Consider the following 23186-nt stretch of genomic DNA (forward strand, 5'->3'; position numbering starts at 1 on the left):
GAGCACGAGTAGTGCCGCCAGTATCATGCCCTTATAGGGCTTAATCAAGCCACCAGCTAAGCTGGTGGTACATGACTTTATTATAAGGACAATATTGACAAAAATAATAATATATTATAAGATAGCCTTACAAAATCATATTATAAAAGCAATGATAAAGAGGAGTAAGGAATACAATATATAAAGAGAATGAAGGTCACAGGCTGAAAGCCTTCTATATTTGAGTATCCCGAAGGTAGCTTTTGAGCATCTTTACTGAACTAAAGTAAGTAAAGGCGGCTTTCTTAGTCGTTAATAAATAAAGAGCTTAATATAATTTTTTTGTATTAAGAAAAAAGGTGGTACCGCGAGTCTTCGTCCTTTTGTGATGAGGGCTTTTTTTATTGCTTAAAAATAAATATTAAGATATACTAAACTATTTTGTTTTATTTCTAAATTACAAAAGTGAATTTATAAATTAATTATGTGAATCTAAAATATATGAACCTTCAAATTATATAAATACTTTATTACCATTTAGTACATATAATGAAATTTGTTAATTATCTTGATATGTTAGTGTTAATATAACTAATTAATAAATATAAATAAATTTTTATATGAACCTTCAAATTATATAAATACTTTAATTTTTTTATTTAATATAGTTTTATTAACTTTAATATAAGTAAATTTAGGGTATTAGCTTTTAGTCTATATAAAATAAAAAAGGAGGCAAAAAGGATGTCTGAAAAGAAAAACTTAGCAACGACATACAATCCAAAGGAGTTCGAAGAAAGAATTTATAAACTTTGGGAAGAAAAAAAATATTTCACACCAATAATCGATAAAAATAAGAAGCCTTTTTCTATAGTTATGCCACCACCAAATATAACTGGAAAGCTTCATTTAGGTCATGCTCTTGATAATACACTTCAAGATATGCTTATTAGATTTAAAAGAATGCAAGGATATTGTACTTTATGGCTACCAGGACAAGACCATGCATCTATTGCAACTGAAGTTAAGGTTGAAAATGAACTTTTAAAAGAAGGCTTAATTAAAAAAGAAATGGGAAGAGAAGCATTCTTAGAAAAGGTTTGGGAATGGGCTGATGAATATAGAGATACAATAAGAACTCAATTAAAGAAAATGGGAGTTTCTTGTGACTTCTCAAGAGAAGCATTTACAATGGATGAAAATCTAAATAAAGCAGTTAGAACTGTTTTTGTTAAGCTATATAATGAAGGCTTAATTTATCAAGGAAATAGAATAACTAACTGGTGTCCTAAGTGTACTACAGCACTTTCAGATGCTGAAATAGAGTATGAAGAAAAAGAAGGAAGCTTCTGGCATATAAATTATCCATTAGCTGATGGCAGTGGACATTTAGAAATTGCGACAACAAGACCAGAAACTTTACTTGGAGATACAGCAGTTGCTGTAAATCCAAATGATGATAGATTCAAACATCTTATAGGAAAAACATTAAAATTACCACTAACAGATAGAGAAATTCCTATAGTTGGTGATGACTACGTAGATATTGAATTTGGAACTGGTGCTGTGAAAATAACTCCTGCTCATGATCCAAATGACTTCCAAGTAGGACTTAGACACAACTTACCTCAAATAAGAGTTATGGATGATAATGGTGTTATTAATGAACTAGGTGGAAAATATCAAGGTTTAGATAGATATGAAGCTAGAAAGCAAATGGTTAGTGATTTAGATGAACAAGGCTTATTAGTTAAGGTTAAACCACATAATCATAATGTAGGAACACATGATAGATGTGGAACTGTAGTTGAACCTATAATATCAAAACAATGGTATGTTAAAATGGAATCTTTAGCTAAACCAGCTATAGAAGCAGTAAAAAATAATGAAACTAAATTTGTTCCAGAAAGATTTGATAAAATATACTTCAATTGGATGGAAAACATTCAAGATTGGTGTATATCAAGACAATTATGGTGGGGACATAGAATTCCAGTTTGGTATTGTAATGATTGTAGAGAAATTGTAGTTCAAGTAGATGCACCAGAAACTTGTCCTAAGTGTGGATCAAAACATATGCATCAAGATGAAGATGTATTAGATACTTGGTTCTCCTCAGCTTTATGGCCTTTCTCAACTTTAGGATGGCCAAATGAAACAGAAGACCTTGAATACTTCTATCCAACAAATGTATTAGTTACAGGATATGATATTATCTTCTTCTGGGTAGCAAGAATGATATTCTCAGGAATACACAATATGGATAAAACTCCATTTGATACAGTTTTAATTCATGGAATTATAAGAGATTCTCAAGGAAGAAAAATGAGTAAATCTCTAGGAAATGGTGTTGATCCATTAGAAGTTATTGATGAATATGGAGCAGATGCTTTAAGATTCATGCTAGTAACTGGTAACTCTCCAGGAAATGATATAAGATATATTCCAGAAAGAGTTGAAGCTGCTAGAAACTTTGCAAATAAGATGTGGAATGCTTCTAGATTTGTTATGATGAATCTTGATAAAGAAGTAATGGAAAAGTATGCTGATTGCAAAGAATATAGCTTAGCTGATAAGTGGATTCTTTCAAGAATGAATACTTTAATTAAAGAAGTAACTGAAAACATGGAAAAATATGAACTTGGAATTGCTCTTCAAAAGGTATATGATTTCATGTGGACAGAATTCTGCGATTGGTATATAGAATTAGTTAAAGGCGTGTTATATGGCGAAGATGAAAAACAAAAAGGTATAGTTTATAATGTTTTAAATGATGTTCTTAAAACTGGACTTAAGTTATTACATCCTGTAATGCCATTTATAACTGAAGAAATATATACTACTTTAACAGATGGTGATTCAATAGTAGTTTCAAACTGGCCAGAATACAATGAAAGTTTAACTGATGAAAAAGCTGAAAAGGATATGGACTTTATAATTGAAGCTATAAAGGGTTTAAGAAACGTAAGAGCTGAAATGAATGTTCCACCATCAAGAAAAGCTAAAGTAATTAGCTATGCTACAAGTGAAGCAAAAGATGCATTTATTTCTGGTGTTCACTATATAGAAAAGTTAGCATCTGCATCTGAAGTATCATTTATAGATGATAAAACTATGGTTCCTGAAAATGCAGTATCACTAGTTGTTAAAGGTGGAGAATTATTTATGCCACTTTTAGATTTGGTAGATAAGGAAAAGGAACTTGAAAGATTAAATAAGGAAAAGAAAAAGTTAGAAGGCGAAGTAGAAAGAATAGATAAAAAACTATCTAATCAAGGATTTGTAGCTAAAGCACCACAAGCTGTAATTGATGGTGAAAAAGAAAAGAGAGAAAAATATCAAGAAATGCTTAATGCAGTTTTAGTTAGAATAGATACTTTAAAATAGAATATATTATTTTTAGATATTAAAATAATATTCATTGCTATACAACATTAAAAGAATTTATTTTATTATTAAAGAAAATTTTTGTTTCTAATTTAGAGTATTTGGTTTATAATATTTAAGATAAAAGATTTAATAAGATAAAAGGCATTAAAGGCTCTAGCTTAAGCTAGGGCCTTTAGTGTTTTTAAAACATTTGTAATATAGTATTAGCTAAAGTACTACTTGGATCTTTTTCAATAACTTCTTCAGCAATTTTTATTGTATCATATGTTTTTATAAAGTTATTTGGAAGGGTTGAAAAAATAAGAAGCCATTCTTTATATTTAAGTTCATCTTTATATTTTAATGCTTTATTAATATGATTAAATGCTAAATCTTCATATGATAAAGGTGTTAGGATAATAAAAATAAAGTAAGACATTAAGTAATGAGCATATGCTAACTCATCATAAAGTTTTTCATTTTCAAAATAATTTATCTTAGTAATTAACCAAAAATAAAAATTTGTTTGCATATAGTAATCGTAAGACTTAAGTTCTATTAACTTTTCTTCATCTATTTCAAAAATAGATATTTTATCTAAATTTAACTTTAATGCTTCATTTAAATTGTTCATAATAAGCTCCTTCTTTAGGTTTTATATTTATTATTGTAAAGTACCTTAATATAAAATTCAATTAATAAAAAGCAATAAACTAAGATGTAATATTGACAAAAAAAATTAAAAGTGATAAAAGTAGGGTAATTAATAGTTATTATACAATTAAAAACGTATAGTTTATGATGAATTCAAAAGCTTTTTAAAGTAATTTAAAAATAATATAAATTTTACATTATACATTAAAAGGATAGAATTATTTATAATCATGAAAAAATAGGAGATATAAAAATGAAAGATTTTAATATATGGTGGCAGCCATTTAAATCATTAGGTCAAAAGAGCTTTATAAGAAATTTAATTGTAAGTTTATTAGTATTATTTTATTTGATATTTATACCAGTAGTAATGATAAATAAAATAAATATAATAAATAGATTTTTAATAACTATTACAATTATAATAAATGTTTTACTTATTATAATTGGGTATTTTTTAGGCAAGAAGTTATGGAAAAAAGGCGAAAGCATTAAATAAATATTAGTATAGAAAGAGTGGATTACTTATGACAGGATGGATAATTTATAATGGAACGTTAAATATTCCTAAAATAAATAAGCTTGTAAAATCTTTAGTAACTGAAGGAGAAAAGTTAAATATAAGATTACAGGCAGTTAAAAATACAGAGATAATACCTACATATAATAATGATGGAAAAGCTGAGCTTTTATGTTTAAAAGAGCTTGAAAGCCCAAGATTTATTATATTTTGGGACAAATATGTATTATTAGCAAGGCACTTAGAAAAGATGGGATTTAAAGTCTTCAATTCAAGTAAATCTATTGAATACTGTGATCATAAGGGGTTAATGCATTTAGAACTTTCTAATAATGATATACAAATGCCAAGAACAATATTATCACCAATGATATTTGATTACTTATTAAATAATGAAGATTATTTAGTAAAATGTTTTGATGAGCTTGGAAAGGATGTAATAATAAAGGAATCAAAGGGTTCTTTTGGAATGCAAGTATATTTAATAAAAAATAAAGAAGAGTTTATTAAAAAGGTTACAGAATTAAATAAAAGAAATGTAGACTTTATTATACAAGAAAATATAAAAAGTAGTTATGGAAAAGATATAAGAGTAAATATCATAGGAAATAAAGTAATAGGGGCTATGCTTAGGGAATCTGATAAAGATTTTAGAGCTAATATATCTCAAGGTGGAAAAGGTAAATTAATAAATTTAACTAAGGAACAAGAAGAGATTGCATTAAAAGCTCATAATGTATTAGGGTTAGATTTTTCAGGTGTCGATTTATTATTCGGCGAAGATGATAAGCCTATATTATGTGAGGTAAATTCAAATTTAAACTTCTTAAGTTTTGAAGAACTTTGGGGAAAAAGCTTTGGTGCAGAGATATTAAAATATATATTAGAGGAATGTTTATGATAAAAGGGTTAGTTATTTATGATGAAATAGATGTAGAAAAAAATAAAAGTTATATAAATTGGTTAATAGAAGATGGAATAAAATATAATTTAGATTTGGAACTTATATTAACAAAAGATATAGATTACAAAATTGTAAATTCAAAATATAAATTTGCTATAAATAGATCTAGAAATTTTAAAATAACTTATAATTTAGAATCATTAGGATTAAGAGTTTTTAATAAATTTAATTTTTGTAGGCTTGGAAATGATAAGTTAGAAGCATATAATTTTATGGATACTTTAGATATTAAATATCCAAAGATTTATAGAAGTAATGAGGATATAAAAGGAAATAAAAAGATAATAGAAAAGCCTAAAAATGGACATGGTGGAATAGGTATAAATATATTAAAGGGTTTTGATTCCTTAGATTTTAATAAAAATGTTTATCAGGATTTTATTGAGGATTATGTTGGGGATATAAGATTTTATATAATAAATAATAAAATAGTTAATTCAGTAATTAGGCTTCCTAAAGAAGATGAAATTTTATCTAATTTTTCAAGAGGTGGCAATGTTGAAGTATATAAATATTCATCTTTGCAAAAGGAGATATTAGAAAAGATACTAAATAATATAGATATAGACTTTGGGGGAATTGATTTCTTACTTTTAGAAAATGGTGAAATATTATTCAATGAATTTGAAGATGCGGTTGGAAGTAGGATGTTAAGTCATTTAGGTGTAAATAATACTATGGAATTATTTTTAGAACATATAAGAAACAGCGTTAAAGGAATGAAATAAATATGAAAGATTTAAAAACATTAAAATATTTAGAGGAGCTAAGAGTATTAGGTTCAAATTATGGGTTAGAACGTACAGAAAGGCTATTAGAATTACTTGGAAATCCGCATAAAAAGTTAAAGCTTATACATATAGCAGGAACAAATGGAAAGGGATCAACATCCTCTATATTAGGTAGAGTTTTAATTGAACATGGTTATAAAGTAGGATTTTTCAATTCTCCACATTTAGAAGAAATAGAAGAAACAATAAGAATAAATGATGAAAATATACCAGAAGAAGATTTGGTATATTTATTAAAAGAAATAAAGCCATATGTTAATAAAGTAGTGGAAGAAGGATATAAACATCCTACTGAATTTGAAGTATTAACATGTATTATGTTTTTATATTTATATAGAAAAAAAGTTGATTTTGGAGTAATAGAAGTAGGACTTGGAGGAAGGCTGGATTCAACAAATGTAATTACACCAATTTTATCAATAATAACTTCTATAAGCTTAGATCATACAAATATTTTGGGAAATACAATACAAGAAATAACTAGTGAAAAAGTAGGAATAATAAAAGAATCTACTCCAGTTTTAACTTGTAATCAAAAAGATGAAGCTATGGATATTATTAGAAGTAAAGCATTATTAACAAAATCTAAATTAACTATTGTAGATTCAAATGATTTTAGTTTATTAGAAATAGTAAATGATGATATTCCTTATCAAAGAGTTTCAGTAAATTTTAATAATAATACATATACTTTAGATTTAGGTTTGCTTGGTAAACATCAAATAATTAATTTATCTTTAGCAATTAAAGCATTGGAAGAGCTTCAAAATTTAAATTGTATAAAGGTAAATATTAATAAATTATATAAAGGCGTAAAAAGTGTTAAATGGAAAGGAAGACTTGAAGTTTTAAAGAAAGATCCATATATAGTAATTGATGGGGCTCATAATATTTCAGGTATAGAATATCTTAAAAGAAATATAGAAGAGTATTTTAAATATAAAAATATATATTTAATACTTGGAATTTTAGCAGATAAAAATGTCGAGGAAATGGTTAAAATAATAGCACCAGTAGCTACTGAAGTGTACACTGTTACTGCAAATTCAATAAGAGCAGCTAGTGCAAATGAGCTAAAGAAAGTAGTATTAAAATATAACAATAATTGTATTGCTTTTGATGATTATGACAATGCAATAAAACTATCATTAAATAAAGCAAAAAAAGATGATTTAATAGTTGCAGCTGGTTCACTTTATATGATAGGAGAAATAAGAAAGAAACTTAATAATATATAAGGTTAGAAGTACCAATAAATCCTCCAGTAAACCCACCAACAACTACCCCAGGTACAGATAAGTATTTAAATTTAAATAAATTAGTTGCTACTTGGAGAGTATATTCATTAAGTAGAACATCTGTGATAGGAAATGAAGTAGGATTTTAGCGCAATTAGTAAAATTAATTTTATTAATTACACTTTTGTTATAAATTGTGAATTAAACTTAATGACATGTATTAACTTTCCGATTTTTATATAATAGAATTGTAGTTTATTATTATAATAAAATCTCCAATTTAATACATATCATTAATGAGGATAATTCTTAATTTAACTATGTAAATTGGCAGAATAATATATGGTGAAGAGTAAAAATTATTTTATTTTTAATAATAAATATAACAATAATAAGATTTTAAAATGAAGAGGTTTATTTGTTTTTAGAAATATGGTAGTATTTTATTAATTATAAATTTAAGGAGGCTTTTAACATATGGCAAAGCATTTACACATAATGGCTAATGAAGGAGATATAGCAGAAACAGTATTATTACCAGGAGATCCATTAAGAGCTAAGTTCATAGCTGAAAATTATTTAGAAAATCCTGTTTGTTATAATGAAGTTAGAGGAATGTATGGTTATACTGGTACATATAAAGGAAAAAGAATATCTGTACAAGGAACAGGAATGGGATTACCATCACATTCTATATATGTAAATGAATTAATTCAATTTTATGGAGCAAAGAGACTTATTAGAATTGGATCTGCAGGATCTATGAATGAAGATGTTAATGTTAGGGATATAGTTTTAGCACAAAGTGCTTCAACAAACTCAGCAATTAATAAGAGAAGATTTCAAGGTATGGACTATGCACCAACAGCAAATTTTGATCTTTTATTAGAAGCATATAACAAAGGAAAAGAAAAAGGATTAAACATTAAAGTTGGTAATGTTTTATCTTCAGATTTATTCTACGATGATACTAATGTAGGAATAAAATTATGGGCTGATTACGGTTGTTTAGCTGTGGAGATGGAATCAGCAGAGCTTTATACATTAGCAGCAAAATTTGGAGTTGAAGCATTAGCTATATTAACAATCTCTGATCATATATTTAAAGGAATAGAAACTAGTCCTGAAGAAAGACAAGAAAGCTTTACTGATATGATGGAAATAGCCTTAGAACTAGCAAAATAATTTTTTATATAATTTAAGTGAAGACAGTAGATAGTTACTCTACTGTCTTTATTAATTTATATGTATTAATAAATAAAGGCTATATTTTAGAGTATAAGTTTAAAATATGATAAATAATAATATAGGTATTAAGTTATTGATTAAGATAAAAATTATTAAAAATATAAATTTTAAATTTACAAGTTTATTAGAAAAGAAGGTGATTAATTTGATTGATATATCGCTATTAGGATGTGGTGGAGGAATGCCAATGCCAAATAGAAATTTATCTTCACTATTTATAAATTATAAAGGTAGAAAAATATTAATAGATTGTGGTGAGGGGACACAAGTAGCAATAAGAAAAATGGGTCTTGGATTTAAGGCTATAGATTTAATACTTATAACTCATTGCCATGGTGATCATATTGTTGGGCTTCCAGGACTTCTTTCAACTATAGGAAATAGCGGAAGAGAGAATCCTTTAACCATAATTGGCCCAATAGGAATTACTAATGTAGTAAATAATCTTAGAGTTATTGCACCTTATTTACCTTATGATTTAAATATAATAGAAAACCCTAATGAATTATATTTTAATGTGAAAAAGGATTTGATTGAACTAGATATAAGTGAAAAAAGTGATTTAATTTTAAAAACTATAGAACTTGAACATTCAGCAGCTTGTTTAGGATATGGGTTTTACTTCAAAAGAAAAAGGAAATTCGATGTAGAAAAAGCTACTAAAAATAATGTGCCTAAAGTCTTGTGGAATAGATTGCAAAAAGAAGAAGAAGTAATTTATGATGGATTTAAATATGACTATACAATGGTTTTAGGAGAAGAAAGAAAAGGTATTAAAATAAGTTTTATTACAGATACAAGACCAACAAATTGTATTGCTAGCTTTATAAAAAATAGTGATTTGTTTGTTTGCGAAGGTACTTATGGAGATGACAATGATATTGAAAAGGCTATAAAAAATAAACATATGACTTTTAGAGAAGCTGCTAGCTTAGCAAAGAATGGTGATGTAAGAGAAATGCTTTTAACTCATTTTAGTCCTGCTATGTTAAATCCGAACGAGTATTTAGAAAATGCTACTGAAGCATTTAGTGATGTAATAATTGGTGAAGATGAAATAACAAAAACCTTAAAGTTTACAGAATAAGCTTTAAGGTTTTGATAAAGTTAATTACTTGAAGCTGCAGCGGCTGCTGCTGCAGATGTGGCAGCGGTTGCTGCTGCTATTTGCATTACAATAACTATATTTAAAGATATATTGTTAGTTGTCTCTATTAATTTTTCTTTTATTAAAGAATTATTATCTTCTATAGATTCTAATGAAAGTAAAGAAGCTATAATCATATTTCTAACATCTCGGCCTAAAGTAAAGCTTCCAAATCCATGTTGTTTCTTTAAGGAATTATTTATTGAATTTAAGTCAGTAGCAAATTTTTCATAATCAGTATTAGCAACAGCTGCAACTCCTAAAATTGGCAAAGAATAACCTTTTAAAGGAACAGAGTAATTCCTTAAAACTTTATCTAATAAAATAACTTTATTACATTTTTCCTCTGGAAACCCTTCAAAAAGTGATAGTATATGAGATAAAGCTTGAAGATTATTACCACCAAAAAAACCATTATTTCTTAAAATATTATAACATTCTTCCATATCTATAAATGTTTGCTCTAAGTTATTGGAAGTTGTTGCAATGAGAGCTGCAGCACAAATGTCATCTTGGCCAGTTAAAAATAAATGATTTTTTTTCATAGTATCATAAGCTTTTCTAGTATTTATAACTATTAAATCAATATCATTTGTATTTTTGTAATTGTATATTATTTGAGCAGCTAAAACTAAAAACTGATTGTTGAAGAAATGATTCTTTAATTTGTCATATATTATCATAATATCATTAAAGCTTTCTTCAGGATTAGTTTGCATAGATAAATTAACCGCAGTAGTTAATAGGTTATTTCCTCTAAAGTTAGAAAAAATAGAGGAATTACTCTTAATTATATCTATGCAGTTATTAATCTTTTCTACATTTGCCTCAATATTTCGTAATGTTAAATTTAGTGCATTACATTTTTTAAATGTACCCATACCAAAGGTAGATTTTACATTCTCTAAGTTATTACTATTTTTGATTAGTAATTCAATTTTATTTTCTATCATAAATTTTCATTCCTTTCAAAATTTTATAATAATATTATATAGATAAAATAATATTATTTCGATATTAAAATCTATTTTATATAATAAAAAATAACATATAAAGAAGTGTTAGTATTGATTTTATTGGTTTTGAGTATATCAAGATTAATGATATAATGGTAATATATAGTAAAAGATGAAGGAGTAGATAAAATGAGAAGAAGCAATAAAATCAAATTAAGCCTTTTCTTTATAGCAGCTATATTCTTAATGTTTACAGGCTGTAAAGCAAAAGTGGATGAAAATGTAATTCAAGATACAGCAAGAAAAGAAATATCAATAGTTGTCCCTAATGGAGTTCCATCTACAGCTATATCAAAATTGATAAAAGAAAATACGCAAGTTAACGATAATTATTCAATTAATTACTATATAGAAAACACATCAGATACATTAGCAACTTCAGTTATGAAAGGAGAACCGGATATAGCTATAGTTCCATCTAATCTAGCAGCACAAGCTTATAATAAAGGGCTAGGTTATAAGTTAGTTGGTACAACTGGATATGGAGCTCTATATTTAATTTCAACTGAAGGGAAAATAGATTTTAGCGATATTAAAGGAAAAGAAATATATAATATAGGCAATGGTCTAACTCCTGATATAGTTTTTAAAGCTTTATTAAAAGAAAGTGGAATATTAAATGATGTAACCTTAAGTTATGTTGGTGGATCCACTGAGTTAGCGCCAGCAATATTGAGTGGTAAAGCTAAATTTGCAGTCGTTCCTGAACCAGCATTAACTACTATACTAAGCAAAAATCCTAATATAAATATAATAGCTAGTTTAAATGATTTATGGAAAGAAAGGTTTGATAATGAAAAAGGATTTCCACAAGCAAGTATAATAGTAAAAGAAGAGATAATAAATAATGATAAGGATTTTCTTAACGATTTTATAGATAAAGTAGATAGTTCTATTGAATGGGTAAATGAAAACAATAAAGAAGCTGCAGATTATTCAGTAGAAAATGGATCACAGGTTGAAGCTTCTATAATAGAGAAATCAATAAACAATAGTAATATAAACTTTTCAAAGGCAAGAGATAGTAAAGAAGACTATATAAATTATTTTAAAATTTTAGAAAGTGAAAACCCGAAATCAATAGGAGAAAATATACCAGGTGAAGACTTCTTCTATGAAGGATAAAAAGATTATATTTATATCGCTACTTATAATAGTAGCGATATGGATATTTTTATCAAATAGAATTAATAATTCTATTTACTTGCCTAAAATAAGTGAGATAATAGATGAAATTTTTATAATAGTAAAAGAAGATAATTTTTTATTAAATATAAGCAACTCATTGCTAAGAGGGATTATAAGCTTTTTTATTGCTTTAATAATAGCAATAGTTTTAGGAATAGTTTCAGGATTCAATAAATTTGCATATAATTTTTTATATCCAATAAATTCAATATTAAAATCTATACCAACAATAGCTTTTATATTGATTGCGTTAATTTGGCTAAATAAGAATTACGCACCTTATTTAATAGGAATAATTATCTCATTTCCTATAATATATGAAACAACTGTGAATTCAATTTTGAATGGAAATAGTGAATTAAATGATATGGTTGAAACTTTTAGAGTTAATTTTTTAGACAAACTTTTAAATGTACATATTCAATCAATTATCATTAGTATTTCATCTATAGCAACCTCAACATTTTCTTTAGTACTAAAGGTGGTTATAGCAGGAGAAGTTTATGGGCAACCATTGTATGGAATTGGAACTGCAATTCAAGGTGAAAAAATTAATTTTAATACATCAGGTATATTTGCGTGGATAATTATAGTAGCTATATTATGCTATATAACTGATAAGATAATTATTTACTTTACAAGCAAGTTGATTAAGGGTGGGAGATATATAGTTGATTAACTTTAATAATATAAACATAAAGTTTAATGATAGAGTTTTGTATGATGATTTTTCTATAGATTTTGAGGAGAATAATGTAAATTTTATAATGGGTGAATCAGGTATAGGTAAAAGCACTTTAATAAAATATATAAAAGATAAATTAATTTCAAGTGGAATTAAGGTTAGTGTTGTTTTTCAAGAAAATAGATTAATACCTTGGAAAAATATATATAAGAATTTAGATATTGTAATTAAAAATGAATTAAATAAAGATGAAAGAAAAATAAAAATTAATGATATATTACAAAATATGAATCTATTAAATTGCAAAGAATTATATCCTCATGAATTAAGTGGAGGTATGAAGCAAAGGGTTAACATAGCTAGAGCAGTAATATATGATGGGGATATCTTTATTATGGATGAACCTTTTAAAGGATTAGATAAGGAGAATAAAGAAAATATTATTAAACTAATAAAAAAGTATTTTTGCGATAATAAGAAAACAGTTATAATTATAAGCCATGATATAAATGAAGCAATGGAATTTACAAATAAAATAATATTATTAAAAAATGAACCAGTAAAAAAAGAAATAATTAAAGTGTAAAAGAAGTGTGATCATGCTTCTTTTTTTATATAATATTTTTTTGAAGTATAAATAAGAATATATTTTAATAATTTGTTAATTATATAACAATCGATGATGAAAATGTGATAATTGTCACGGTTTTTAGTGGTAGTTAATGATAGAATTAGAAATCATAAAATAATATAGTGAGTTTATGAAATTGTGAAGTGGAGATGTAAGTTATATGAAAAAAATTCAGTCAACTTGTAATTTATGTGCTTTAGCATGTAACATAGATTTCTATGTAGATAATGGTAAAATTCAAAAGGTTTCACCTACTGTTGATTATCCAGTTAATAAGGGGTTTTGTTGTATAAAAGGATTAAGTCTGGACAAGCAACAAACAAAAATTAAGGCAAGAAAGTCACCATTATTAAGAGATGCAAATGGCGAAATGAAAGAAATATCATGGAACGAAGGTTTCCAAGTCTTTGCTAAAAAAATGACAGAGATTCAAGCTAAGTATGGTAAAGAAAGCGTAGCATATATCAGTACTGGTCAAATGACAACTGAAGAAATGGCTTTACTTGGACATGTTGGAAGAAATTATATGGGGATGCATGGAGACGGTAATACAAGATTATGCATGGCAACATCAGTTGTAGCACATAAGCAAAGTTTTGGTTTTGATGCTCCTCCTTATACTTTGAATGATGCTGAGCTTTCAGATACAATTGTTTTAATTGGAGCTAACCCAGTTATAGCACATCCAGTTTTTTGGGGAAGAATAAGAAAAAATAAGGATGCAAAAATAATAACTATTGATCCAAGAAAATCTGAAACAGCAATAAATTCTCATATATGGGTAGATATTAAACCTAAAGCTGATTTAGTTCTATTATATACATTAGCAAATGTATTAATTCAAAATGATTGGATTGATAAGAAATATATAGAGGAACATACAGAAGGATATGAAGAATTTAAAAATCATGTATCTAAATTTACCTTAGATAATGTTGAAGAAGAAACAGGAATATCTAAAGAAAGAGTTTTAGAACTTGCAGAAATAATACATAATGGTAAAAGAGTATCATTCTGGTGGACAATGGGTGTAAACCAAGGATATCAAGCAGTAAGAACTGCACAATCTATAATTAACTTAGCATTAATTACTGGTAATATAGGTAGACCAGGGACAGGTGCAAATTCCTTAACAGGTCAATGTAATGCTATGGGATCAAGAGCTTTCAGTAATACAGCAGGACTTTATGGCGGTGGAGATTTTGATAATCCAGTAAGAAGAAAAGCTGTAGCAGAAGCACTAGAAGTTGATGAAAGTGTATTAGCAACTAAGCCTACTCTTCCTTATAACGTTATTATAGAAAAAGCAATTGCAGGAGAAATTAAAGGGTTATGGGTAATATGTACAAACCCAAGACATTCTTTTACAAATAATGATGAATTCAAAAAAGCAGTAGAAAATTTAGATTTCTTAGTAGTACAAGATATATATGAGGATACACATACTGCAGAGCTTTGCGATTTATATTTACCTTCAGTTCCAGCTATTAAAAAAGAAGGAGTTCTAATTAATACTGAGCGTAGATTATCAAAAGTTAATCCAGTAGTAGCAAAAGAAGAAGGCGAATTATCTGATTTTGAAATATTCTTTAATATAGGTAAAGCATTAGGAATGGGAAGTTTACTTGATAATTGGAAAACTCCAAGAGATGTATTTGAACTATTAAAAAAATGTTCTAAAGGAATGCCTTGTGACATAACAGGAGTTACTTATGAAATGTTAGAAGGTAACAATATGGAAGGTTCAAGAGGAGTTCAATGGCCATTTAAAGAAGGACAAGTTCTAGAAGAAGATGAAAGAAGACTTTATGAAGATGGTAACTATTATACACCATCTAAGAAGGCTAAATTCCATTTTGAAGATATAGCAGAAAATCCAACAAAGACTTCAGATGAATTCCCGTATATATTAAATACAGGAAGAGGAACTGTAGGACAATGGCACACTCAAGTTAGATCTAGAGAAATAGAACATAATAGAATTTACAGCAAGGAATCATATGTTTTAATGAACCCAGAGCTAGCAAAAGAATTAAATATAAGTGAAAATGAAAGAGTTAAAATAACTTCACAAAATGGGAAAACTAATGAGTTTAATGTTGTTTACTCAGAAAATGTGAAAAAGAATCATATATATGCACCAATGCATTATATTGAAACAAATTCACTTACTCCTTCAGTTTATGATCCTTACTCAAAAGAACCATCTTTCAAAACTGTTGCAGTAAATATTTCTAAGAAATAGGAGGATTCAATATGAAGAGAATAAAAATAGATAGATCGAAATGCGTTGGATGTTTAACTTGCACAACTGCATGTATTGTTTCTCATAATTCAGAAGATACAAGAAGTAGAATAACAATAGATAGTAATGGAAAATATGCTCCGATTTTTTGTAGACATTGTGATAGACCAGAATGTGTTTATACATGTATGACTGGTGCAATGAGCAAAGATAAGGAAACTGGATTAGTTACTTACAATAAAGAACACTGTGCAAGTTGCTATATGTGTATAATGGCATGCCCTTATGGAGTTTTAAAAGCTGATAGTAGAGTTCATAAGGAAATAATGAAATGTGATGCGTGTAAAGATAAGGGAACACCACAATGTGTAGAAAAGTGCCCAATGGCAGCTATTACATTAGAGGAGGTACCTAATTAATGAGATATATAGTTATAGGAGCATCAGCAGCTGGAATTAGTGGAGCAAAAACATTAAGAGAGTTAGATAAAGATGCAGAAATAATATTAATTTCAAAAGATACAGAAGTTTATTCAAGATGTATTTTACATCACTATATTTCAAACCATAGAAATGTAGAACAATTAAATTTCACATCAAAGAATTTCTTTGAAGAATACAATATACAATGGATAAATAATGTTGAGGTTACTTGTGTAAATGATGAAAGTAAAACTTTAACTTTATCAAACAATGAAGTCTTAAACTTTGATAAATTAATGATTTGTAGTGGAGCTTCATCATTCATTCCACCTGTTGAAGGGTTAAGAGAAGGAAATAATGTAGTTGGTCTTAGAAATTTAGAAGATGCAATACTTATAAAAGAACAAGCTTCTAAGGTGAAAAACGTAGTTGTATTAGGTGCTGGGCTTGTTGGAATAGATGCAGTAAGTGGACTTATAGATACAGGAGTTAATGTTTCTTTAGTAGAAATGGGAGATAAAGTTTTACCTATACAGCTAGATAAATATACTTCAGATGTTTATAAAAAGAAGTTTGAAGAAAAAGGTGTAAATTTAAAACTTGGTGTTAAAGCAGAAAAACTAATATTAGATGAAAATAAAAATCCTAAAGCATTATTAATCAATACTGGTGAAGAAATACCATGTGAATTAGTTATTGTAGCAACAGGGGTAAGATCTAATATCAATTTCTTAAGTAATAGCAATGTTGAATGTGATAGATTTGGATTAATAATAGATGAAAAAGGTAAAACTAATATTGATGATATTTATGGTGCTGGAGATGTAACTGGAAGAAATCCAATTTGGCCAACAGCAGTGAAAGAGGGTATAATTGCTGCAAATAACATGTTAGGAAAAGAAATGATAATGACAGATTTCTTTGGAAGCAAGAATACTATGAATTTTGTTGGTATTGCAACTATGTCTTTAGGGGATGTAGAGCCAAAGGATGAAACTTATAAAGTTGAAATAAGCATTGATGGTGAAAACTATAAAAAGATTATACACAAAGATGGTAAGATTTATGGAGCAATAATTCAAGGTGATTTATCTTATGCAGGTGTATTAACACAACTTATAAAAGAAAAAATAGATATATCAAAAGTAACAAAAAATATATTTGATATAGATTATGCAGATTTCTTCAATATAAAAAAGAATTTTGAATTTACTTATTAATAATAAACTTTATATGGAAATTAGTATTAAAACTAATTTCCATATAAATTAAAATTTTTAATAATAGTGTACATAAAAGAAGGATTATTATAAAAAATCTAGAACATAATAGTTAATAACATATATAATTAAAATTAAATATAGATATTAATGGTTACAAAAATATACTTAAAGGATGAAAGATATGCCAAAGGTTATTAATATAGTTGGAGAAAAGTCAAATGTAGGAAAAACATTTGTAATGGAAGGACTAATAAGAGAATTAAAAAGTAGAAACTTAAGTATAGCAACAATAAAACATGATGTTCATGGATTTGATATTGATAAAAAAGGAAAAGATACATATAAACATAGAGAAGCAGGGTCAGAAACTGTAATAATATCTTCAAGTTCTAGACTTGCAATAATAAAGGAATTAAAATATGAAACTAACTTATATGATCTTATAAATATGGCAAAGGATAAGGATATAATTTTAGTAGAAGGATATAAGAAAAGTAATTTAAGAAAGATAGAAGTATATAGGAGTGGGGTTAGTAGTAAAATAATAACTACTAAGAATAATCTTATAGCAGTAGCAAGTGATGTAGATTTAAATTTAAATGATGCCTTAGTTATAAATAAAGATAATTTTAAGGAACTTGCTAATTTAATAGAAAAAGAAAAAGAATTTAAATTTGAAAATTATCAATAATATTTTCTTGAGCATAGTTTACCTAAGGATTAATCTATGGATTCTATGCCTGAATTTTATATTCACAGGGTGTTAATTTGAAAAGATAGCATCTCCACGATTTGGGAAGGAAAATAAGTTGATTTAAATATATTATACTTATAGAAATATAAGTCTTAAAATAATATTAAGTTTAATTTTATTTTGAGGTTTATAATTAAGTTGATTTTAGCACTATTACAGTGTTTATTTATATTTAAATTAAAAGCTTATTACTCACCAAATTTATGGGTAATAGGCTTTTTTTGAATAGAAAATTTATACACATCAACTTTTTAAAGGAGGAAAAAAGTGAAATCCTTTATATCATTAGAAGAAGCAATAGAAATACTAAATAATAACGTAAATAATTTGAATATAGAAGAGGTAGATTTAATTAATGGATTAAATAGAGTAATAGGTGAAAATGTATATTCTCAAATTAATAATCCACCTTTTAATAAATCGGCAATGGATGGGTATGCATTGATTTCTAGAGATACTGAATCAAACAATAAAAAATTAAAGGTAATAGATAAAGTCTATGCTGGAGGAAATTGTAGTAGTATTGTAAAAGAAAATACAGCAATTAGAATAATGACAGGAGCACCAATCCCTAAGGGAGCAAATGCTGTTATAAAACAAGAAGATGTAATTTTACAAGATGATTATATTATTTTAAAGAAAAGTGTAAAAGAAAATGAAAATATCTGTATAAAGGGAGAAGACATTTCAAAAGGAGCTTTACTTTTAAATATTAATAAAAAGCTTGATTATGCTGATATTGGAATTTTAGCTAGTTCTGGATTAAAGAAAGTAAATGTATATAAAAAGCCTAAAATAGCTTTTATTAGTACAGGTGATGAAGTTATGGATATAGGCTTAGAATTAGAAAAAGGAAAAATTTATAACAGTAATAAATATTCTATTTTATCTAGAATAAATGAATTAGGCTATGAAGCCAAATATATAAATCATATAAATGATGATTTTAATGCAATAGGTAGTTATATAGAAGAAATTTCAAAGAAAGTTGATTTGATAATTACAACTGGAGGAGTTTCTGTTGGTGAGAAAGATTTATTAAAAGATGCTATAAATACAACAAGTGGAGAAAAACTTTTTTGGAAGATAACTATTAAGCCAGGTTCAGCAGTTTTATGTAGCAAGGTAAATAATTCAATTGTAATTAGTTTATCAGGCAATCCAACAGCAGCTTTAACAACTTTTGAATTATTAGTTAAACCAACACTTGAGAAATTATCTGGATATAAAGAAATTAAAATAAATAGGGAAAAAGCAATATTATCACAAGACATAAAAAAGAAAAGTCCTCAAAGAAGGTTCATAAGGGGATATGTAGAAGTTGACAATTGCAAACAATATGTACATATAACACAAACTAAATCAGGAAATGGAATACTTAGTTCTACAATAAACTCAAATTGTATAATTGAAATAGAAGCTAATAATAATGGAAAAAATCAAGGGGATTTAGTAGATATTATAAAGCTTTAGGAGAATATATGATAAATAAAACATTAGCTATTTTAGCAGGTGGAAAAAGTAGTAGGATGAATTATAATAATAAGGCATTATTACTTTATAAAGAAAAAACTTTTATAGAAAATATAATAAGTGCTGGAGAAGATTTTGATGAAATTATTATTATATCAAATAATAAAGAAGTATATAATAAGTTTTCATTGAAGGTATTTAGTGATATCTACTTGGGAAATGGTCCTTTATGTGGAATACATTCAGCACTTAAAAACTCAAAAAATGATAAAGTTTTATGTATTGCTTGTGACATGCCTTTAATTACAAAAGAGACTTTAAATTTAATAGGAAATGTGGATGAAGAATACGAGGTTCTAATTCCTAAAATTAATGAAAAGCTACAACCTTTGTGTTCAGTGTATTCTAAGAGGTTAATACCTAAAATTGAAAATGCTTTAATAAAAAATGAAAATAAATTGCAAAAATTTATAATGTCAACAAAATACAAAGTATTAGAAGATAAAAAATACGAGAAGTTAAATGAGATAGATTTTTCAAATATAAATACAGTTAATGATTATAAAGACTTGGAGGAGATTTAATGTATACTGTTGGAATAATAACAAGTAGTGATAAAGGATACGCAGGAGAAAGAGAAGATAAAAGTGGAGCTGTTATTAAAGAAATAATAGAAAATGCAGGTTTTAAAGTAGAAAAGATGGTTATTGTACCTGATGAAAAGGAAATGTTAAAAAAAGAGTTTATAAATATGAGTGATGAATTAAAGGTGAACTTAATATTAAGTACAGGTGGTACTGGATTCTCAAAAAGAGATATAACTCCTGAAGCAACCAAAGAAATAATTGATAGAGAGGCACCTGGAATATGTGAAGCTATAAGAATGTATAGTCTTCAAATAACTAAAAGAGCAATGCTTTCTAGAGCAGTATCAGGAATAAGAAAAGATACTTTAATAGTAAATTTACCAGGAAGTCCAAAAGCATGTGAAGAAGCTTTAGATTTTATATTAGACGAGTTAAAACATGGAATTGGTATATTAATTGGAGAAGCAAAAGAATGTGCAAGAAAATAAGTTCATTCAAAAAAATTATAAAAATGAGTAACTAGACAAATGATTAACTTTATAGGAGATGCATTATAATGAAAATGATAAGCGTATATGATTCTGTTGGTTGTATATTATCTCACGATGTTACACAAATAATACCAGGAGAATTTAAAGGAAGACTTTTTAAAAAGGGCCATATTATAAAAGCGGAAGACATAGAAAAACTGCTATCTATAGGGAAAGAACACATTTATGTATGGGAGCCTAGTGAAGGAGAATTGCATGAAAATGATGCTGCAATTAGAATTTCAAATCTTGTACTTGGAGATGGGGTATGTAAGTCAGAAGAAATAAAAGAAGGAAAAGTTGACTTTTTTGCAGATATAGATGGAGTTTTAAAAATAGATAAAGAAGAATTATTTAAACTTAATAGCCTTGGAGAAATAATAGTATCAACATTGCATAATAATACTCCAATAAGAAAAGGAGAAAAAATTGGTGCAACTAGAGTTATTCCATTAATAATTGATGAAGAAAAAATAATTAATGCAGAAAAATTAATAAAAGATAAAATAATTTATATAGAGGAAATAAAGCCTAAGAAATGCTTACTTATAACAACTGGTAATGAAGTTTATAGCGGAAGAATTAAAGATGCCTTTTTACCAGTTATAAAATCAAAACTTGGATATTATGGTAGTGAAGTCATTAAGCAAGTTATTTTGCCAGATTCCAAGGAAAGAATAATAGAAGAAATAAAAAATGGCTTTAAAGAAAATGTAGATATGATTATATGTACAGGAGGGATGTCAGTAGATCCAGATGATGTAACTCCAACAGCAATAAAAGAATGTGGTGGAGAACTTGTTACGTATGGATCACCAGTATTACCAGGAGCTATGTTTTTACTAGCTTATTATAAAGATATTCCAATACTTGGAGTACCAAGTTGTGCTATGTATTCAAAAAGAACAGTATTAGATTTAGTGCTGCCAAGAATACTAGCAGATGAAAAATTAACTTTAGGTGATATAGCAGCTTATGGACATGGTGGAATGTGCTTAGATTGTAAGGTTTGTACTTTCCCACATTGTTCTTTTGGAAAATAGGAGGATATAATGAATAATAAATTTACTCATTTTGATAATAGTGGAAATGCAAGAATGGTAGATGTATCAGAAAAAAATAAAACTGAGAGAGTTGCAATTGCAGTTTCTAAAATAAAAGTAAGCAAAGAAACCTTAGAGCTTATAAAAGAAGGAAAAATAGGTAAAGGTGATGTTTTAGGTGTAGCTAGAGTTGCAGGAATAATGGCAAGTAAGCAAACATCTAATTTGATACCTATGTGCCATCCATTAATGATATCTAGTTGTAATATTGATTTTGAGATAAATGATGAAGAAAGTAGTATTGAAATAAAAGCAACTGTAAAAATAGTAGATAAAACAGGAGTTGAAATGGAGGCATTAACTGCAGCAACAATTTCAGCATTAACAATATATGATATGTGTAAAGCTGTAGATAAAAGAATGATTATAGAAGGTACTCATTTACTTAAAAAAACAGGGGGGAAGAGCGGCGAGTTTAATTTTTATGATAGCTCTTTAAAATAATATGAAAGATAAATATAATAGAGAAATAGACTATTTAAGGATTTCATTAACTGATAATTGTAACTTAAGATGTATATATTGCATGGAAGAGAAGAATAATATTTTTCTTAAAGATGAAGATAAATTAACTAATGATGAAATATATAAAATAGTATGCGAAAGTGCAAAGCTTGGTATAAAAAAAGTTAGATTCACTGGTGGAGAACCTTTAGTTAGGAAAGATATAGTAGATCTAATACAAAGGATAAACACTATACCAGGCATAGAAGAAATGTACTTGACTACAAATGGAATATTACTAGAAGAAAAAGCAGAAATTCTTGCAAAATCAGGACTAAAAGGTGTTAATATAAGTTTGGATTCATTAAAGAAAGAAACCTTTAAAAGATTAACTAGATTAGGAGATTTAAAAAAGGTACTAGCAGCAATAGATAAATGTATTTCACTTGGAATAAAAGTTAAATTAAATACAGTTATGATAGAGGGCATTAATGATGATGAAATACTTGATTTTGTAAATTTAACTTTAGAAAAGCCAATAGATGTTAGGTTTATAGAGCTTATGCCTATTGGAGTAGGAAGTAAATATAAAGGGATTAATAATGAAGCAATTATAAATATTATTAAAGATAATTATAAAAATTTCGAAGAAGTTAAAAGAATTAATAGTGGTGGACCAGCAACTTATATAAAAGTAAATGGCGGTAGAGGTAAGGTTGGATTTATTAGTGCTATAAGCAATTGTTTTTGTGAGGATTGTAATAGGATTAGATTAACTTCAGAAGGTTTTTTAAAACAATGCTTACACTTTAATTATGGTATTGATTTGAAGGAATTAATTAGAAGCGGAGTTTCAGATAGTGAATTATCACATGCAATAAAAAATAGTATTTTTGATAAGCCGGAAAAACATTTGTTTATGCAAAAAAGTAATGATAAAGAATTAAAGTTTATGAATCAAATTGGAGGATAAAA

At 27.0% G+C, this 23186-nt stretch carries 22 protein-coding genes, 1 riboswitch and 1 other annotated feature; of the genes, 20 read left to right on the forward strand and 2 right to left on the reverse strand.

Annotated features, from left to right (window positions below; genetic code table 11):
* Positions 1 to 142: 142 nt before the first annotated feature.
* Positions 143 to 365, forward strand: a binding site (T-box leader).
* 358 nt (positions 366 to 723) lie between these two features.
* On the forward strand, positions 724 to 3366 hold the full coding sequence (locus I2A75_RS08060; protein ID WP_195263964.1) for a valine--tRNA ligase: 2643 nt from the start codon (positions 724 to 726) through the stop codon (positions 3364 to 3366).
* 184 nt (positions 3367 to 3550) lie between these two features.
* Here I2A75_RS08060 and I2A75_RS08065 read toward each other — a convergent pair whose 3' ends face one another.
* On the reverse strand, positions 3551 to 3982 hold the full coding sequence (locus tag I2A75_RS08065) for a hypothetical protein (protein WP_195263965.1): 432 nt from the start codon (positions 3980 to 3982) through the stop codon (positions 3551 to 3553).
* A 273-nt stretch (positions 3983 to 4255) separates the two neighbouring features.
* Between I2A75_RS08065 and I2A75_RS08070 the strand changes: the two genes are divergently transcribed.
* From I2A75_RS08070 to I2A75_RS08095, 6 genes are all read left to right on the forward strand, one after another.
* Positions 4256 to 4501 (forward strand): hypothetical protein, encoded by a 246-nt coding sequence (locus I2A75_RS08070; RefSeq protein ID WP_195263966.1) that lies wholly within the window; start codon positions 4256 to 4258, stop codon positions 4499 to 4501.
* A 28-nt stretch (positions 4502 to 4529) separates the two neighbouring features.
* A complete protein-coding gene (locus tag I2A75_RS08075; RefSeq protein ID WP_195263967.1) occupies positions 4530 to 5423 on the forward strand; it encodes a RimK family alpha-L-glutamate ligase in 894 nt (297 codons plus the stop codon).
* Positions 5420 to 6214, forward strand: coding sequence for an ATP-grasp domain-containing protein (locus tag I2A75_RS08080; protein ID WP_195263968.1), 795 nt, complete (start codon positions 5420 to 5422; stop codon positions 6212 to 6214). The genes I2A75_RS08075 and I2A75_RS08080 overlap by 4 nt, the downstream gene beginning before the upstream one ends.
* A gap of 2 nt (positions 6215 to 6216) precedes the next feature.
* The gene (locus I2A75_RS08085; protein WP_195263969.1) at positions 6217 to 7515 is read left to right on the forward strand and encodes a folylpolyglutamate synthase/dihydrofolate synthase family protein; all 1299 of its coding nucleotides are present in this window, start codon (positions 6217 to 6219) and stop codon (positions 7513 to 7515) included.
* Positions 7516 to 7992: 477 nt separating this feature from the next.
* A complete protein-coding gene (deoD, locus tag I2A75_RS08090; protein WP_195263970.1) occupies positions 7993 to 8700 on the forward strand; it encodes a purine-nucleoside phosphorylase in 708 nt (235 codons plus the stop codon).
* 208 nt (positions 8701 to 8908) lie between these two features.
* The gene (locus tag I2A75_RS08095; RefSeq protein WP_195263971.1) at positions 8909 to 9850 is read left to right on the forward strand and encodes a ribonuclease Z; all 942 of its coding nucleotides are present in this window, start codon (positions 8909 to 8911) and stop codon (positions 9848 to 9850) included.
* A 20-nt stretch (positions 9851 to 9870) separates the two neighbouring features.
* On the opposite strand, the gene I2A75_RS08100 is transcribed toward I2A75_RS08095, so the two are convergent.
* The gene (locus I2A75_RS08100) at positions 9871 to 10863 is read right to left on the reverse strand and encodes a DUF4003 family protein (RefSeq protein ID WP_195263972.1); all 993 of its coding nucleotides are present in this window, start codon (positions 10861 to 10863) and stop codon (positions 9871 to 9873) included.
* 192 nt (positions 10864 to 11055) lie between these two features.
* On the opposite strand from I2A75_RS08100, the gene I2A75_RS08105 reads away from it, so the two are divergent.
* From I2A75_RS08105 to moaA, 13 genes are all read left to right on the forward strand, one after another.
* Positions 11056 to 12051 carry an MqnA/MqnD/SBP family protein gene (locus I2A75_RS08105; protein ID WP_195263973.1) on the forward strand — a complete coding sequence of 332 codons (996 nt, stop codon included), beginning with the start codon at positions 11056 to 11058 and terminating at the stop codon, positions 12049 to 12051.
* On the forward strand, positions 12041 to 12793 hold the full coding sequence (locus I2A75_RS08110) for an ABC transporter permease subunit (RefSeq protein WP_207733786.1): 753 nt from the start codon (positions 12041 to 12043) through the stop codon (positions 12791 to 12793). Before I2A75_RS08105 ends, I2A75_RS08110 begins: the two co-directional genes overlap by 11 nt.
* Complete coding sequence (locus tag I2A75_RS08115) at positions 12786 to 13385, forward strand: ATP-binding cassette domain-containing protein (RefSeq protein ID WP_195263975.1); 600 nt, start codon at positions 12786 to 12788, stop codon at positions 13383 to 13385. The genes I2A75_RS08110 and I2A75_RS08115 overlap by 8 nt, the downstream gene beginning before the upstream one ends.
* Positions 13386 to 13590: 205 nt before the next feature.
* On the forward strand, positions 13591 to 15675 hold the full coding sequence (locus I2A75_RS08120; RefSeq protein WP_195263976.1) for a molybdopterin oxidoreductase family protein: 2085 nt from the start codon (positions 13591 to 13593) through the stop codon (positions 15673 to 15675).
* Positions 15676 to 15686: 11 nt separating this feature from the next.
* Entirely contained in the window at positions 15687 to 16094 is a 408-nt protein-coding gene (locus I2A75_RS08125; RefSeq protein WP_195263977.1) for a 4Fe-4S dicluster domain-containing protein, read from the forward strand.
* Positions 16094 to 17317, forward strand: coding sequence for an FAD-dependent oxidoreductase (locus tag I2A75_RS08130; protein ID WP_195263978.1), 1224 nt, complete (start codon positions 16094 to 16096; stop codon positions 17315 to 17317). Before I2A75_RS08125 ends, I2A75_RS08130 begins: the two co-directional genes overlap by 1 nt.
* A 184-nt stretch (positions 17318 to 17501) precedes the next feature.
* Positions 17502 to 18011: a molybdopterin-guanine dinucleotide biosynthesis protein B gene (mobB, locus tag I2A75_RS08135; protein WP_195263979.1), complete on the forward strand. Its 510-nt coding sequence runs from the start codon at positions 17502 to 17504 to the stop codon at positions 18009 to 18011.
* Positions 18003 to 18139: riboswitch (molybdenum cofactor riboswitch) on the forward strand. It overlaps the preceding gene by 9 nt.
* Before the next feature lie 202 nt (positions 18140 to 18341).
* Complete coding sequence (gene glp / locus I2A75_RS08140) at positions 18342 to 19547, forward strand: gephyrin-like molybdotransferase Glp (protein ID WP_195263980.1); 1206 nt, start codon at positions 18342 to 18344, stop codon at positions 19545 to 19547.
* Between the two features lie 8 nt (positions 19548 to 19555).
* Positions 19556 to 20131 (forward strand): molybdenum cofactor guanylyltransferase, encoded by a 576-nt coding sequence (locus I2A75_RS08145; RefSeq protein ID WP_195263981.1) that lies wholly within the window; start codon positions 19556 to 19558, stop codon positions 20129 to 20131.
* Entirely contained in the window at positions 20131 to 20622 is a 492-nt protein-coding gene (locus tag I2A75_RS08150) for a MogA/MoaB family molybdenum cofactor biosynthesis protein (RefSeq protein ID WP_195263982.1), read from the forward strand. The genes I2A75_RS08145 and I2A75_RS08150 overlap by 1 nt, the downstream gene beginning before the upstream one ends.
* A 68-nt stretch (positions 20623 to 20690) precedes the next feature.
* Complete coding sequence (locus I2A75_RS08155) at positions 20691 to 21707, forward strand: molybdopterin-binding protein (protein WP_195263983.1); 1017 nt, start codon at positions 20691 to 20693, stop codon at positions 21705 to 21707.
* A gap of 9 nt (positions 21708 to 21716) precedes the next feature.
* Positions 21717 to 22211, forward strand: coding sequence for a cyclic pyranopterin monophosphate synthase MoaC (gene moaC / locus I2A75_RS08160; protein WP_195263984.1), 495 nt, complete (start codon positions 21717 to 21719; stop codon positions 22209 to 22211).
* 1 nt (position 22212) lies between these two features.
* A complete protein-coding gene (moaA, locus tag I2A75_RS08165; protein ID WP_195263985.1) occupies positions 22213 to 23184 on the forward strand; it encodes a GTP 3',8-cyclase MoaA in 972 nt (323 codons plus the stop codon).
* Positions 23185 to 23186: the final 2 nt, after the last annotated feature.

The organism is Clostridium sp. 1001275B_160808_H3, from assembly GCF_015550425.1.
Taxonomy (GTDB): domain Bacteria; phylum Bacillota; class Clostridia; order Clostridiales; family Clostridiaceae; genus Clostridium.